Origin of the sequence: Ruegeria spongiae (assembly GCF_023502395.1) — a bacterium.
GTDB classification, from domain to species: Bacteria; Pseudomonadota; Alphaproteobacteria; order Rhodobacterales; family Rhodobacteraceae; genus Ruegeria_C; species Ruegeria_C spongiae.
Map to the genome: position 1 here is coordinate 81,345 of NZ_JAMFMB010000009.1, position 15,186 is coordinate 96,530.

Below are 15,186 nucleotides of genomic sequence, written 5' to 3' on the forward strand. Positions count from 1 at the left end.
GGGCGCGTGACACGCCTTGGTGCAGTCCTTTCGCAACGGCTCAGGCGCTGGCTTTTTCTTTCGCGGCACCCTTGGGGGCGGGCCCGCGCAATTCCTCGTAGTGATCGAAATCCAGCTGCGCCCAGCCGGTGCCCCTTGTGGCGCTGGCGATCGACCGGTGCAGTTCGTCCTGTGCCACGGCGGGCAGCAGCGCGTTGAAAATCTCCCAACCCGAGGCGTTGGGATTGCCCTCAAAGCCCAGCACCTGCCCCTGAAGCGAACTGATCGTGGGCACCAGATCGCCGACGAATTGCGACGGCAGGTGAATCTCGGCCCGCAGGATGGGTTGCAACACAACCGGTTTCGCCATTGGCAGGGCCTCGCGCACGGCGGATTTGCCAGCCATCCGGAAGGCATAGTCCGAGCTGTCCACCGAATGGTGCTTGCCGTCTTTCAGCGTCACTTTCACATCGACCACCGGATGGCCCTGCGGCCCTTCGGCCAGCGCGTCCTCGGCCCCGTGTTCGACGGAGGGGATGTGGTTGCGCGGCACAGTACCGCCTTTTACCACCTCGTCGAACACAAACCCCGACCCGCGCGGGAGCGGTGTGAGCGAGATCACCACATCGGCAAATTGCCCCGCACCACCTGATTGCTTGCGGTGGCGATAGCGGTGTTCGACCGGTTTTTGGATCGTCTCGCGATAGGCGGTCTCGACCTGATCGGTGGTGATCTCGATCCCAAAATCCTCGGCCAGCTTCTCGGTGACGCGGCGCATGTGCTGCGGCCCTTGGGTACCCAGAACCGGGTGGCCCGAGGTCGGGTCCGGTTGCAGGCTGAGCCCCGGGTCGATTTCGGCCAGCCGCGACAGCGCGTTCGACAGGCGCACATCGTCGCGCTCATGGGTCGGGGTGACCATCTGACGGTGGCCAGGCGCATGGCATTGCGCCCATTCCGGCAACGGGCTGCTGGCTGAGCTGTCATAGAGCAGGCCGGGGCTCAGGTGATCCGATTTCACTGCCAGACCGATCTGGCCCGCCTCCAGCGTGACGATCTGGGTCTTGGCGTCCAGCGCGGTCAGGCTGCCCACGGATTCACCGCCCAGCGGCTCGTGCGCCTTGACGCCATCGCCCAATCCGCGCAGCACCGTGATCTTGCCGATATGTTTCTTCACATCGGCAAAGCCGGCGATCGCGCGCGCTTTCTCGCCCGCCTCGTCGCGGTCGGCAGCGATGTCGAACTCGGGCGCTTCGTGCCGCAGCGCCTTCATCATCCGCGTCAATCCGTTGCCATGCTCGGCGGCCCCCAGATAGGCCGGGATCAACTGATGGTTCTGTAGCACCTTGGCAGCGATTTCGAACACCTCGGCGGTTGCGGGCTGCTTATCCTCGATCAACTGCTCCAACAGCGCGTCGTCGAAGTCCGAGAGGGTTTCCAGCAACTCCGTGCGCGCCTCCTGCTCGCGATCCTCGGTGGATTGCGGCAATTCGATCAGGGCCGAGGGCTGCCCCTCCTGATATTTCCAAGCGCGCTCGGAAATCAGGTCCACCGCGCCCACGATCTGATCGCCGTCGCGGATGGGAACCTGACGCAGGGCGATGTGATGGGTGCAATAGGTCTGCAACTCGGCGACGATGTCGCGGATGCGGCCATTGGGGTTGTCCATCTTGTTGATGAACAGGAAGCAGGGAATGCCAGCCTCTTCCACCAGCCGCAGGTAGGGCGCGCACAGCACCGCCGCGTCTGGATCGGGTGGCACCACCACCACCGCTGCGTCGGACAGCGCCATCGCCGGGCCGACATAAGCCAGCGCGTCGCCGCCGCCGTCCACGTCCACCGCGCACCACGGCTCGCCCAAGTAAGAAAAACCGTGCAGGTGCACGGTTCCGGATACATCGAATTTTGTGGGCCGGTCGTCGAGGCGGCTGATCGCCTCGACGAGCGTAGATTTGCCGGATTGGGTAGGTCCTAGGACCGTAAAAACGCGCATGGTGGGTTCCCTCTTAAAGTGCTGCAGTGTTTATGTTCGCTGCACGGTAAGGGCCGAACGAATGCGGGTCCGTTCGCTTGCGCTGTATGTCTGGCCTCTGCCTCGGTGCGCGGGCCAATAGCCCGGCGCGCTCTGCCCTGAGTGTGAGAAATCAGGGGGTCCGACGTCAAGCCCTTTGCGTGCCGGGCCAGCGCCTTGGGCGGATTGCCGGGCGTTGAGGTGCAGATCAGACGGCAGAGCTGTGGCCCGCCTTGCTCAGGTCATAGGCATCGAAATGGCGGGCGATCATGCGGGTCAGGGGCCGGGCTGGCTGCGGAATGAAAAGCCCCTCATCGGTAATCTGCAAAAGCCCGTCAAAGGCAGCGTTGGCCCGTTGGAACATATCTTCCAGAGCATCGCGCGGCAGGTCATAGCGGCGTTCGATCTCGTCGCGGTCGATTCGGAAATCGCACATCAACGCCTCGATCAACCGAGCGCGCAGATTGTCCTCGCCGCCAAAAACATGCCCGCGCGCGACGGAAAACCGCCCCTCGCGGATCGCGGTGGTATGTTTTGCCGTGGCCGAGGCGTTTTGCGCATAGCCTTGCGGGAAGCGCGAGATCGAGGATGCTCCGACGCCGATCAGTACTTCAGACCGGTCATCGGTATAGCCCTGGAAGTTGCGGCGCAGGCGCCCGTTTTGCAGGGCGTGGCTCAACCCGTCTTCCGGCGTGGCGAAATGGTCGATCCCGATTTCGTTGTAATTATCCCACAGGAACAGCTGCCGCGCGGTCTCGAACAGGCCCAGCCGTTGTTCAGGAGTGGGCAGCGCATCCGAGGGGATCATTTGCTGGCGTTTTGCCATCCAGGGCACATGTGCGTACCCATAAAGCGCCACGCGGTCGGGCCTCAGCGACAGCAGTTTCTGGACGCTTTCGGTGATCCGCGCCGTGGTCTGGTGCGGCAAGCCATAGAGGATATCGGCGTTCAGACTGTGGATGCCGCGGGCGCGCAGCATCTCGGCGGCGTCGCGGGTGATCTCATAGCTTTGCAACCGGCCGATGGTTTTCTGGATGTTCTCGTCAAAATCCTGCACTCCGATCGAGGCGCGGTTCATGCCCGCCTCGGCCAGCGCGTCCAGGCGCGCGGCGTCGATCTCGTTGGGGTCGATCTCGACCGAGAATTCGGCATCTTCGGCAAAGGGCGCGACATCGGCGATGGCGCGGGACAGATCGCGCATCATGTCGGGGGCCAGCAATGTGGGCGTGCCACCGCCCCAATGCAGCCGCGACAGAGTCACGCCCGATGGCAGGTGTTGCTGCAACAGCCGCAGTTCGGCTTTCAGCGTTTCCAGATAGGCGGCCACGGGGGATGCGGTCTTTGTTCCTTGCGTCCGGCAGGCGCAGAACCAGCACAGGCGGCGGCAGAACGGGACATGGATATAGAGCGAGATCGCGCTTCCGGGCGCGATTTCCGAAATCCAGTTGCCGAACAGGTCGGCCCCAACATCGTTGCTGAAATGCGGCGCAGTCGGGTAGCTCGTGTATCGAGGCACCCTTGCGTCAAATAGGCCTAGCCCTGCCAAATTCGGTTTCGTATTCATGCCACGTCTGTATTATCAAGTCTCAGTTCGAGGCCTTGACCCAGATCAAATAGGACGAAATATGACCAAGCACGCAAAGTTGGCGCCGTCGGCCTGCGGCGAATGCCCGATCCGGCATCGCGCCGTGTGCTCTAAATGCGATGCGGATGAGCTGACCGAGCTTGAAGCCATCAAGTATTATCGCAGCTACGAGGCCGGGCAGACGATCTTGTGGGCGGGCGACCAGATGGGATTCGTCGGCTCGATGGTCTCGGGCGTTGCGACGCTGACCCAGACGATGGAGGATGGCCGGACCCAGATGGTCGGGCTGCTGCTGCCATCGGATTTCGTCGGGCGGCCGGGCCGTGATTCGGCGGCCTATAACGTTGTTGCGACCAGCGACGTGGTGATGTGCTGTTTCCGCAAATCCCCGTTCGAGGACATGATGGCCAGAACGCCGCATATCGCGCACCGCCTGTTGCAGATGACCCTGGACGAGTTGGACGCGGCGCGCGAGTGGATGCTGGTTCTGGGCCGCAAGACCGCACGTGAAAAAATCGCCAGCCTGCTGTCGATCATCGCCCGCCGCGATGCGTCGCTGGGTCTGGGCGTCGCCACAGGGCGGGTGGTGTTCGATCTGCCGCTGACCCGCGAGGCGATGGCGGACTATCTGGGCCTGACGCTTGAGACCGTGAGCCGCCAGATCTCGGCCCTGCGCAAAGACGGCGTCATTGTTCTGGACGGCAAGCGCCATGTGACCGTGCCGGATATGGACCGGCTGATGGACGAGGCTGGCGACGACAATGATGGCGGGATGCTGATCTGACTTCTGGGCCAAGTCGCAGGGCACATCCTTTCGGGCGTGACCACGGGCGGTTTCCGTGTTTTATTCAGACCTTGGAAACGTTTGTTTGGAGTTCGGGATGGAATTCAGTGGCCTTTTGGCAATGCTGTTGATCGGCGCAATCGCGGGTTGGCTGTCAGGGAAAATCATGGAAGGGCGCGGATTCGGCCTGATCGGCAACATCATCGTTGGCGTCGTCGGGGCCTTTCTGGCCGGAACGATTTTTCCTGCCCTCGGGTTTTCTTTGGGCGGAGGGCTGTTCTCGTCGATTTTCTTTGCGACCGTGGGGGCGGTGATCCTGTTGTTCCTGATCGGGCTGATCAGACGCGGCTGACAGGTGGCAAGCCGCGCTGATGGGCGGCTTGGGTTCCGTTGTCACTGGCGCGTGGATCAATGGGCCAGAAAGATCGGCACCTTCGCAACCTCAAGCATGTTGCGGGTGGCGCCGCCCAGAATAGCCTCGCGGAATCGCGAATGCCCATAGGCCCCCATCACGATCATGTCGGCATTCTTGTCCAGCGCGTGCCGGTTCAGGATATCGGACACCCGCGTCATGGATTTGTTCAGCACATCAATCTCGCATCTGATCCCATGTCGCGCCAGCATCTGCGACAGCAGCCCGCCCGGATCGGACCGGTCCGGGCCGTGGGTCGGCGGTGCGATCGCCACGATCCGCGCAAGGTCGGCGGTTTTCAGAAAGGGCAGGGCCATGCGGATGGCACGCATCGCCTCGACGCTTTCATTCCAGCCGATCAGGACCCGCTTCGGCAGCGCGGGTGAGGCATTGTCGTCGGGCAGCACGATCACCGGGGCGTGACCCTCGAACATGGCGGCCTCGACAATCGGTTCGGCCTCTGTCCCGTGGTCGGGCCCATAGGGGCGCGGCAGCACGACCAGATCGGCAAACCGGGCGCGATGGGCCACATGGCGCCCGATATCGGCCATCTGCGCGACGCCCTCCTCGGTCGACCAGCGAATTCCCGACGGGGCGAGGACGGCCTCGGCCAATTCCCGGATCTCGGCCGCTTCGGCGGTGGCGCGGGTCAGCGTTTCCTGCAGGATCAGCGCATTGGCGCCAGCATAATAATAGCCGGTCTGGGTGCGGTCGACGCCCAGGCACAGCACCTCGACATGGGCGTCCAACTCCTGGGCAAGTGCGGTGAGATGTGACAGGACACCGCGCGCCTGCCCGGTATCGGTCAATACGGTCAAAAGGGATTTGTAGGACATGTGCTCCTCTTGGTGACGTCAGGTCACTGGCAATACCGCAGATTGCGTTTCGATGAGGATATGACTGCCACGGATTTCAGGTTATCGTCTTGACACAGATCAAGGAAACGAACCTGTGCGAGATGCATTTAGGCGCCCAGACAGAAAGACCCGGCGCGTATTGGATTCGCACCGGGTTCAATAAAGGGACGCGAAATGCTGAATTATATCAAGCTCATGGTGCTTGGTCTGATTGCCTTGTTTTCAATGATGGCAATCAACTACGCACGTGATGAGGCATATTTTGTTCATGCCATCATCATTTTGCTGGTGTCCGGCGGAATGTTCTTGTGGATATTGCGCAGGACCGATGAGCCGGACACGCCTATCGACTATTCAGGCGAGTATATGGACGGGGTCATCCGCTATGGTGTGATCGCCACCGCCTTCTGGGGCGTTGTTGGCTTTCTGGCCGGTGTGTTCATCGCGTTTCAGCTGGCCTTTCCGGCGCTCAACTTTGAATGGGCGCAGGGATATGCCAATTTCGGGCGACTGCGTCCGCTGCACACCTCCGCGGTGATTTTCGCCTTTGGCGGCAACGCGTTGATCGCGACGTCCTTCTACGTGGTGCAGCGCACCTCGGCGGCGCGGCTTTGGGGCGGCAATCTGGCGTGGTTCGTGTTCTGGGGCTATCAGTTGTTCATCGTTCTGGCGGCGACCGGCTATCTGCTGGGCGGCACCCAATCCAAGGAATATGCCGAGCCGGAATGGTATGTCGATATCTGGCTGACCGTGGTCTGGGTGGCGTACCTTGTGGTCTATCTCGGCACGATCATCAAACGGAAAGAGCCGCATATCTATGTGGCCAACTGGTTCTATCTGGCCTTCATCGTGACCGTGGCGATGCTGCACCTGGTCAATAACATGACCGTCCCGGTCAGCATCTGGGGGTCGAAATCGGTGATCCTGTGGTCCGGGGTTCAGGACGCGATGGTACAGTGGTGGTACGGCCATAACGCCGTGGGCTTCTTCCTGACCGCCGGGTTCCTGGGCATGATGTATTATTTCATCCCGAAGCAGGCCGGGCGTCCGGTCTATTCCTACAAGCTGTCGATCATCCACTTCTGGGCGCTGATCTTCCTGTATATCTGGGCCGGTCCGCACCATCTGCATTATACCGCGCTGCCCGACTGGGCGACGACGCTTGGCATGGTGTTCTCGGTGATCCTGTGGATGCCGTCCTGGGGTGGCATGATCAACGGTTTGATGACGCTGAGCGGTGCCTGGGACAAGCTGCGCACCGATCCGGTGATCCGGATGATGGTGATCTCACTGGGCTTTTACGGCATGTCCACCTTTGAGGGGCCGATGATGTCGATCCGCGCGGTCAACAGCCTCAGCCATTACACCGACTGGACAATCGGCCACGTGCATTCCGGCGCGCTGGGCTGGAACGGCATGATCACTTTCGGCGCGCTCTATTATCTGGTGCCGGTGCTGTGGAAGCGCGAGCGTCTCTACTCGCTCAGCCTTGTCAGCTGGCACTTCTGGCTCGCGACGATCGGGATCATCCTGTACGCCGCGTCGATGTGGGTGACCGGCATCATGGAAGGCCTGATGTGGCGCGAAGTGGATGCGAACGGTTTCCTGGTGAATTCTTTCGCCGATACTGTCGCCGCCAAGTTCCCGATGTATGTGGTGCGCGCGCTGGGCGGGGTCCTGTTCCTGAGCGGTGCAATCATCATGTGCTATAACCTGTGGATGACCGTCCGTCGGGCACCGGCCAAAGAGGCCAGCCTGACCGTCGCGGTCCCGGCTGAATAAGGAGGGCCGGAGCAATGGCAATTCTCGACAAACATAAGATCATCGAGACCAACGCGACCCTCCTGCTGGTGCTGAGCTTTCTGGTGGTGACCATCGGCGGTATCGTGCAGATCGCCCCGTTGTTCTATCTGGAAAACACCATCGAGAAGGTCGAGGGCATGCGCCCCTACACGCCTCTCGAACTGGCCGGGCGCGACATCTATGTCCGCGAGGGCTGTTATGTGTGTCACAGCCAGATGATCCGGCCCATGCGGGACGAGGTCGAACGCTATGGCCACTACTCGCTGGCGGCGGAATCGATGTATGACCATCCGTTCCAGTGGGGCTCCAAGCGGACCGGGCCGGACCTGGCCCGTGTCGGCGGGCGCTATTCGGATGACTGGCATGTGGACCACCTGCGCAATCCCGAAGCGGTGGTGCCGGAATCGGTGATGCCGAAATACGCCTTTCTCGAAAACCGGATGGTTGACGGCAAATACATCGAAGACGTGATGGCCGCCAATGCGATGACCGGCGTGCCCTATAGCGACGAGATGCTGGAGGCCGCGCAGGCGGATTTCCAGGCGCAGGCCGATCCCGACAGTGACTATGACGGGCTGCTCGAACGCTATGGCGACAAGGTCAATGTGCGCAATTTCGACGGTCAGCCGGGGATTTCGGAAACCGACGCGCTGGTGGCTTATTTGCAGATGCTGGGCACGTTGGTCGATTTCTCGACCTTCACGCCTGATGCGAACCGCTGAGGAGGGTGAGATGGAAGAATACACCCTGCTCAGGCAGTTCGCCGATAGCTGGATGCTGTTGCTGCTTTTCGTGGTGTTTGTCGGAATCATAATCTGGGCCTTCCGCCCGGGCAGTTCCAAGACCCACGAGGACACCGCGAACATCCCGTTCCGGCATGTCGATTCGCCCAATGACGGTGATACCGGACCCAATGCGCACAAAGCCAATGCCGCCACAGACGAGGAGGCGAGAACATGAGCCAGCACGAGGAACAGAACAAGGCGGCCAATCACCAGCCGGGCGACCCCAACACCACCGGCCATAAATGGGACGGGATCGAAGAGTTCGATAACCCGATGCCACGCTGGTGGCTCTGGACCTTCTATGCCACCATCCTCTGGGGCTTGATCTATACGATCGCATATCCGGCATGGCCTCTGGTCAATTCGGCGACCGCCGGTGTGCTGGGTTGGTCGACTCGCGCCGATGTCGCCTCGGAGATCGTGTCGGTCGAGGAAGCCAATGCCGAGATCAACGGTCGGCTGGCCGCGATCAAGATGGAAGACATTGCCGAAGACGCTGATCTGCATGGCTATGCGGTGTCCTCGGGTGCTGCGGTGTTCCGGACCCGGTGCGCGCAGTGCCATGGGTCGGGTGCGGCAGGGGCGGTGGGCTATCCGAACCTGCTGGACGACGCCTGGCTCTGGGGTGGGGATATCGAGAATATCCACCTGACCATCAGCCACGGCATCCGCAACGAGGACGACCCGGATGCCCGCTACTCCGAGATGCCCGCCTTTGGCCGTGACGAATTGCTGACGCCAGAAGAGATCGATCAGGCTGTAAATTATGTGATGTCGCTTTCAGGCACACCGCAGGACGCGGCTCAGGTCGAGGCCGGATCGGTGATATTCGCCGACAATTGCGCCGCCTGCCATATGGAGGACGCCACCGGTGATCCCGAGCAGGGTGCGCCGAACCTGGCAGATGCGATCTGGCTCTATGGCGGTGACTACGACACCGTGAAAGAGACTGTCACCAACAGCCGCTTCGGCGTCATGCCGTCCTGGCAGAGCCGTCTGACCGAGGCGCAGATCCGTGCGGTTGCCACCTATGTCCACCAGCTGGGCGGCGGTGAATAAACAGAATACCTTCGGGCGGTGAAACGCCCGAAGGTCCGGTGTCGGCTGCTCGATCTGTTCGCGCGTTTCCTGAGTAGCCGACACCTCCTTTCGCGAAAATAGACTTTAGATCCGCGCCGGTCCAGCACCCGTTTGGGGCGGCCTAAAGGTCGTTCAGGTCCACATCGCGCGGATTTTTCAACCACCAATGACCCTCGGGCAGCCAGCGCCGCCGTTTCTTGGCCTTGGATCCAGGCATATCCCGAATATGCGGGGCGTTTGTGCGGGTGGCGGTCATGAACGACCGGGCAAACACTGTAAGCATGGTCTGTCTCCTGTAGAGCGTATTGACTGGATTCAAGATTGCCATCTGGCGCAAAAAATGCGACTCAATTACCATTCGTATCTGTAAGCAAGAGTTACATATGGATTGGAAGGAACTTCCGCCGCTTGCGTCATTGAGAGCCTTTTCAGCCTTTGCTGAAAGGCGAAATGTCACTCGGGCCGGGGAAGCGCTGAATGTAAGCCATGCCGCCATAAGCCAGCAATTGCGCGCGTTGGAAAGCCACCTTGGCGTCGCCTTGCTGGATCGCAGCGGAAAATCCCTGACCCTGACGCCGGATGGCGAGCATCTGGCGCGAGCCTTGCAGCTTGGCTTCGGGGCCATCGGGACCGCCATCGCGGATGTGACAAAATCCGGCGCGGATCGCCCGGTGCATGTCTCGCTCACATCAACCTTCGCGGCGTCCTGGCTGATGCCCCGTCTGCCTGCCTTCCGTCTTGATCATCCCGAGGTCAGCCTGATCCTGGAGCCCACGCCGGAGCTGGTCGACCTGCGCCCCGGCGGCGTCGATGTGGCGATCCGCTACGGATCGGGTGGATGGGCCGGGGTTCAGGCGCAGATGCTGCTGCAAACCCCGATCGTTCTCGTCGCCGCGCCAGAGCTGTTGGGGGGCAAGAGTGACTGGACGCCTGCGGAACTGGCGCATCTGCCCTGGCTGGAAGAGATCGGAACCACCGAGGCTTCGACCTGGCTGGCCGGGCGCGGGGCCGCGCTGGACCCGGCGGCAGGGCGCATCACCCTCCCTGGGAACCTGATGCTGGACGGGGTGCGCGCCGGGCAGGGTGTCACCATCACGGTGCGGCATTTCGTCAGGCAGGACATCCAGTCGGGCCGCCTTGTCGAGCTTTATGTCGAACCCGATACCCGCGGATATTACATCGTTTCAAGGCAGGTACCGCTGCGACCAACCGTCAAGACCTTCATTGCGTGGCTGAAGCGGCAGGCGGGCGCGTTGTGACAAAAGGTGATTATACGATGCGCGTTTTGACCCATATCAAAGTCTGATCTGTTATGATTTGTGAGAAGGTGCTGAATCCCATCCTCTCTTAACCGGAGCATTTGCGTGAACGACCCCCAGCCCGCCCCCAGCCTCTACGCTGCCAGGGAGCCGATTTTCCCCCGCCGTGTCTCCGGCCCGTTCCGCAATCTGAAATGGATCATCCTGGCGGTGACGCTGGGCATCTACTACCTGACGCCCTGGATCCGCTGGGACCGGGGGCCAAGCCTGCCGGATCAGGCGGTGCTGCTGGATATGGCCAATCGCCGGTTCTATTTCTTCTGGATCGAGATTTGGCCGCATGAGTTCTACTTTGTCGCCGGTTTGCTGATCATGGCAGGGCTGGGCCTGTTCCTGTTCACCTCGGCGCTGGGCAGGGTCTGGTGCGGCTATGCCTGCCCGCAAACCGTCTGGACCGACCTGTTCATCCTGGTCGAGCGCTGGATTGAAGGCGACCGGAACGCGCGGCTGCGTCTGCACCGCCAGAAGAAGATGGATCTGCGAAAGGTCCGGTTGCGGCTTACCAAATGGGGGGTCTGGCTGCTGATCGGTCTGGCGACCGGCGGGGCCTGGGTGTTCTATTTTGCCGACGCGCCGACATTGGCGCGTGATCTGGTCACCGGTCAGGCCCATCCCATCGCCTACACCACCATGGCGATCCTGACCGCCACCACTTTCTTTTTTGGCGGTTTCGCACGCGAGCAAATCTGCATCTATGCCTGCCCCTGGCCCCGTATCCAGGCCGCGATGATGGATGAGGATACACTGGTCGTCGGGTATCGCGACTGGCGCGGCGAGCCGCGCGGCAAGGGCAAGCGAACAGCAGACAGCGAGCTGGGCGATTGCATCGACTGCATGGCCTGCGTGAATGTCTGCCCGGTGGGCATCGACATTCGGGATGGCCAGCAGATGGAGTGCATCACCTGCGCGCTCTGTATCGACGCCTGTGACGACATGATGGCCAAGATCGGCAAGCCGCGCGGGCTGATCGACTACATGGCGCTGTCGGACGAGGCCAGTGAGCGCGCCGGTAAACCGCCCCGGAACATCTGGAAGCATATCCTGCGGCCGCGTACGATCATGTATACCTCGATGTGGTCGTTGGTCGGGGTCGGGCTGCTCTTTGCGCTGTTTATTCGCTCGGATATCGAGTTGACGGTCGCGCCGGTGCGCAATCCGACTTTCGTGACCCTGTCCGATGGGTCGATCCGAAACACCTATGACGTGCGGCTGCGCAACAAACATGGCGAAGACCGTCCGTTCCTGCTGTCGGTCAGGGGTGATCCGGCGATGCGCATCCAGCTTGAGGGCACGCCCTATGATTCGGTCACTGTCCCGGCCAATACCGCCTATCTGCAACGGGTCTATATCGTGACGCCCAAAGGTGCGGCTCCGTCGGACCGGGCCAATACCCCGGCGCGGATCTGGGTCGAGGATCTGACCAATGGCGAGCGCGCTCACAAGGACACCACGTTCAACGGACGGGGGAACTGAGCATGGCGGAGCGCAAACTCACCGGCAAACATGTCGCCGCGATCTTTGTTGGTGCATTTGGCGTCATCATCGCGGTGAATCTGGTGCTGGCCTTCAGCGCGGTGCGGACGTTTCCGGGCCTCGAGGTCAAAAACTCCTATGTGGAGTCGCAGCAATTCGACGACAAGCGCGATGCGCAAGAGGCGCTGGGCTGGACCGTCGCCGCTGAGGCGCAGGATGGGATGGTTGTACTGTCGATCACCGACAGCAACGGCCATCCGGTCGAGGTGTCGGACCTGAGCGCGGTGCTGGGCCGTGCCACCCATGTGAAAGAGGATATGGCGCCCGAATTCCGTTTTGACGGGTCCGCCTATGTCGCGAAAGCTGAGCTGGGCAAAGGCAACTGGAACATCCGCATGATGGCCAAATCCGCCGATGGCACCCCATTCAGCCAGCGCGTCGTGCTGCGGGTGAAAGGGTAACCCGTGACCGCTCAACTGCGACAGACAGCCGCTGCCTGCCCGGCTTGTGTCGCCGCTCCGGCGCAGGTGGCCGAGCCCGCGGTGCAGGATGCCCGGATCGCGCTGTCTTTGCCCGGCATCCACTGTCAGGCCTGTATTGCCAATGTCGAACGCGCGCTGAACGCGGTGCCCGGCGTTGATAGCGCGCGGGTGAACCTGACGCTGAAACGCGCGCAGATCGAGGCCGTACCGGACATGCAGGCCGACCAATTGATCGGGGTTCTGGAACAGGCCGGATACGAGGCGCATGAGCTTGACCCCGGCGCGCTGTCCGCGACGCAAACGGACAAGGCGGGTCGCGATCTGCTGATGCGGCTGGCAGTGGCCGGGTTCGCCTCGATGAATGTGATGTTGCTGTCGGTCTCGGTCTGGTCCGGGGCCAGTGACGCCACGCGGGACATGTTCCACTGGATATCGGCGGCGATTGCGCTGCCCGCGATCGCCTTTTCGGCGCGGCCTTTCTTTGTGAACGCCTGGAGCGCGCTGCGCGTGCGGCGGCTGAACATGGATGTGCCCATCGTGCTGGCGATCGGGCTGGCGCTGGTCACGTCGCTTTGGGAAACCTCGCTGAGCGGCGAGCACGCCTATTTCGACGCTGCGCTGACGCTGACCTTCTTTTTGCTGGCGGGCCGATACCTCGATCATCGGACCCGGGCTGTGGCCCGCTCTGCTGCCGAGGAACTGGCCGCGCTGGAAGTCCATCGCGCGGTCCGGCTGACCGAGGCGGGTGAAGAACAGGTTGCCGTCGCCGACCTTGCGCCCGGCGATCTGGTGCTGGTGCGGCCTGGCGGGCGGATGCCGGTGGATGGTGAGATCACCGAAGGGCGCTCGGAACTGGACCGCTCGCTGCTGACCGGGGAAACCCTGCCGGTCTACGCCGAACCGGGGCTCTCGGTCAGCGCGGGCGAGGTCAATCTGACCGGCCCGCTGACCGTGCGTGCGACCGCCGTGGGGCAAGAGACTTCGCTGCACCGCATGGCCGATCTGGTGGCGATCGCCGAGTCGGGGCGTTCGCGTTACACTTCGCTGGCCGATAGCGCCGCCAAGCTTTACGCGCCCGGCGTGCATATCCTGTCAGCGCTCAGTTTTCTGGGCTGGTACCTCTATTCCGGCGATCTGCGTGTTGCGCTCAACATTGCCGCCGCTGTCCTGATCATTACCTGCCCCTGCGCGCTGGGTCTTGCCGTGCCTGCGGTGACCACTGCGGCCTCGGGGCGATTGTTCCGCAAAGGGATGTTGATCAAACACGCCACGGCGCTGGAACGGTTGGCCGAGGTCGACACGGTGGTGTTCGACAAGACAGGCACGTTGACTGCAGGCACACCCGAGCTTGTGAACCTGGTCGATATTCCCCTGCGTGTGGCGCAAATCGCGCTGGCTCTGGCGCAGGCGTCGTCGCATCCGCTTTCGGTGTCGATCGCCTCTGCGGCGACCAAGGCGGGGATCGTGCCCGTCGAAATCACCGACATCGAAGAGGTGCCGGGCTTTGGCACGCAAGGGGTTTTTGAGGGGCAGCGAGTCCGGCTGGGCCGGGGGGCTTGGGTCGGAGCGGAACCCGGCACGCAGACGGCCGCCTGGCTGGCCATCGGGTCAGAGACGCCCCGCGCGTTCCTGTTCCATGACGCTCTTCGGCCCGGCGCGGCCGAGGCGGTGACGGCGCTGCAGCGGGCGGGCAAGGATGTGCGGCTGATCTCCGGCGACACACGCCCTGCTGTTGAGGCGCTGGCCGACCGTCTGGGCATCAAGATATGGCAGGCCGAAGCGCTGCCCGAGGACAAGGCGCAACGGGTCCGCGACCTGACCGATCAGGGCCACAAGGTTCTGATGGTGGGCGACGGGTTGAACGACACGGCGGCTTTGGCGGCGGCGCATGTGTCGATCTCACCCGCCTCGGCGCTGGATGCGGCGCGGGTGGCGTCGGACATCGTGCTGTTGGGTCATGACCTGTCACCACTGGCCGATGCCTGTGCCACGGCGCAAAAGGCCACACGACGCATCCGCGAGAACTTTCGCATCGCGACGGTGTATAACGTGATTGCCGTGCCGCTGGCGGTGGCCGGGTTTGCGACGCCTCTTATTGCCGCATTGGCGATGTCGGCCTCTTCGATTACAGTATCTCTCAACGCGCTGCGCCTGAGGTAAGTGATGAATATCCTGACCTATCTGATCCCGATCTCGCTGCTTCTGGGCGGTGCCGGGCTGCTGGGGTTCATCTATACGGTGCGCAGCAATCAATATGACGATCCCGAGGGCGACGCGCGCCGCATTCTGAGCGATGAATGGGACGATCAGCCGAAACCGTGACCTCGCTGCGTGATCCCCTGCAGGCAGCCCTTGAAATCGCCGCAATGCCCGGCTATGTCCCGCCCATCCGCTAGCAGAGAGACGTGTGCCACATGGCTATCACCAACCCGATCCAGTTCATCCAGCAGGTCCGCGCCGAGGTTTCCAAGGTCGTCTGGCCGACCCGCCGCGAGGTTCTGCTGACCACGGTGATGGTGTTCATCATGGCGGCCCTGACGGCAGTTTTCTTTGCGCTGGTTGATCTTGGCATCCGCAGCGGGCTGCAGGCCGTTCTGGGCGCGTTCAACTAAACCACCC

At 62.2% G+C, this 15,186-nt stretch carries 16 protein-coding genes; 12 read left to right on the top strand and 4 right to left on the bottom strand.

Going from position 1 to position 15,186, the window contains the following annotated elements:
• Nucleotides 1-40 precede the first annotated feature (40 nt).
• The gene (locus M3P21_RS09100) at nucleotides 41-1,969 is read right to left on the bottom strand and encodes an elongation factor G (protein WP_249709086.1); all 1,929 of its coding nucleotides are present in this window, start codon (nucleotides 1,967-1,969) and stop codon (nucleotides 41-43) included.
• A 226-nt stretch (nucleotides 1,970-2,195) separates the two neighbouring features.
• Nucleotides 2,196-3,551: an oxygen-independent coproporphyrinogen III oxidase gene (gene hemN, locus M3P21_RS09105; protein ID WP_249709089.1), complete on the bottom strand. Its 1,356-nt coding sequence runs from the start codon at nucleotides 3,549-3,551 to the stop codon at nucleotides 2,196-2,198.
• A gap of 61 nt (nucleotides 3,552-3,612) precedes the next feature.
• On the opposite strand from hemN, the gene fnrL reads away from it, so the two are divergent.
• Both fnrL and M3P21_RS09115 read left to right on the top strand, forming a co-directional pair.
• The gene (fnrL, locus tag M3P21_RS09110; protein WP_249709091.1) at nucleotides 3,613-4,356 is read left to right on the top strand and encodes a transcriptional regulator FnrL; all 744 of its coding nucleotides are present in this window, start codon (nucleotides 3,613-3,615) and stop codon (nucleotides 4,354-4,356) included.
• 97 nt (nucleotides 4,357-4,453) lie between these two features.
• Entirely contained in the window at nucleotides 4,454-4,708 is a 255-nt protein-coding gene (locus tag M3P21_RS09115; RefSeq protein WP_249709093.1) for a GlsB/YeaQ/YmgE family stress response membrane protein, read from the top strand.
• Nucleotides 4,709-4,764: 56 nt separating this feature from the next.
• On the opposite strand, the gene M3P21_RS09120 is transcribed toward M3P21_RS09115, so the two are convergent.
• Nucleotides 4,765-5,604, bottom strand: a complete 840-nt coding sequence (locus M3P21_RS09120) for a universal stress protein (protein WP_249709095.1) — start codon at nucleotides 5,602-5,604, stop codon at nucleotides 4,765-4,767.
• A gap of 195 nt (nucleotides 5,605-5,799) precedes the next feature.
• On the opposite strand from M3P21_RS09120, the gene ccoN reads away from it, so the two are divergent.
• The 4 genes from ccoN to ccoP are packed head-to-tail and all read left to right on the top strand — an operon-like array spanning nucleotide 5,800 to nucleotide 9,272.
• The gene (ccoN, locus tag M3P21_RS09125) at nucleotides 5,800-7,407 is read left to right on the top strand and encodes a cytochrome-c oxidase, cbb3-type subunit I (RefSeq protein WP_249709097.1); all 1,608 of its coding nucleotides are present in this window, start codon (nucleotides 5,800-5,802) and stop codon (nucleotides 7,405-7,407) included.
• 14 nt (nucleotides 7,408-7,421) lie between these two features.
• Nucleotides 7,422-8,150 (top strand): cytochrome-c oxidase, cbb3-type subunit II, encoded by a 729-nt coding sequence (gene ccoO / locus M3P21_RS09130; protein ID WP_249709107.1) that lies wholly within the window; start codon nucleotides 7,422-7,424, stop codon nucleotides 8,148-8,150.
• Nucleotides 8,151-8,160: 10 nt separating this feature from the next.
• On the top strand, nucleotides 8,161-8,388 hold the full coding sequence (locus tag M3P21_RS09135) for a cbb3-type cytochrome c oxidase subunit 3 (RefSeq protein ID WP_249709116.1): 228 nt from the start codon (nucleotides 8,161-8,163) through the stop codon (nucleotides 8,386-8,388).
• Nucleotides 8,385-9,272, top strand: a complete 888-nt coding sequence (ccoP, locus tag M3P21_RS09140) for a cytochrome-c oxidase, cbb3-type subunit III (RefSeq protein ID WP_249709135.1) — start codon at nucleotides 8,385-8,387, stop codon at nucleotides 9,270-9,272. Before M3P21_RS09135 ends, ccoP begins: the two co-directional genes overlap by 4 nt.
• Before the next feature lie 142 nt (nucleotides 9,273-9,414).
• On the opposite strand, the gene M3P21_RS09145 is transcribed toward ccoP, so the two are convergent.
• Nucleotides 9,415-9,576 carry a hypothetical protein gene (locus M3P21_RS09145; RefSeq protein WP_249709137.1) on the bottom strand — a complete coding sequence of 54 codons (162 nt, stop codon included), beginning with the start codon at nucleotides 9,574-9,576 and terminating at the stop codon, nucleotides 9,415-9,417.
• 100 nt (nucleotides 9,577-9,676) lie between these two features.
• On the opposite strand from M3P21_RS09145, the gene M3P21_RS09150 reads away from it, so the two are divergent.
• From M3P21_RS09150 to secE, 6 genes are all read left to right on the top strand, one after another.
• Nucleotides 9,677-10,552, top strand: a complete 876-nt coding sequence (locus M3P21_RS09150; RefSeq protein WP_249709140.1) for a LysR family transcriptional regulator — start codon at nucleotides 9,677-9,679, stop codon at nucleotides 10,550-10,552.
• Nucleotides 10,553-10,657: 105 nt separating this feature from the next.
• Complete coding sequence (gene ccoG, locus M3P21_RS09155; RefSeq protein ID WP_249709149.1) at nucleotides 10,658-12,085, top strand: cytochrome c oxidase accessory protein CcoG; 1,428 nt, start codon at nucleotides 10,658-10,660, stop codon at nucleotides 12,083-12,085.
• 2 nt (nucleotides 12,086-12,087) lie between these two features.
• Entirely contained in the window at nucleotides 12,088-12,546 is a 459-nt protein-coding gene (locus M3P21_RS09160; protein WP_249709151.1) for a FixH family protein, read from the top strand.
• A 3-nt stretch (nucleotides 12,547-12,549) separates the two neighbouring features.
• Nucleotides 12,550-14,727, top strand: coding sequence for a heavy metal translocating P-type ATPase (locus M3P21_RS09165; protein ID WP_249709153.1), 2,178 nt, complete (start codon nucleotides 12,550-12,552; stop codon nucleotides 14,725-14,727).
• Nucleotides 14,728-14,730: 3 nt separating this feature from the next.
• The gene (gene ccoS / locus M3P21_RS09170) at nucleotides 14,731-14,889 is read left to right on the top strand and encodes a cbb3-type cytochrome oxidase assembly protein CcoS (RefSeq protein ID WP_249709205.1); all 159 of its coding nucleotides are present in this window, start codon (nucleotides 14,731-14,733) and stop codon (nucleotides 14,887-14,889) included.
• Nucleotides 14,890-14,981: 92 nt separating this feature from the next.
• Nucleotides 14,982-15,179, top strand: a complete 198-nt coding sequence (gene secE / locus M3P21_RS09175; protein ID WP_249709207.1) for a preprotein translocase subunit SecE — start codon at nucleotides 14,982-14,984, stop codon at nucleotides 15,177-15,179.
• Nucleotides 15,180-15,186 lie beyond the last annotated feature (7 nt).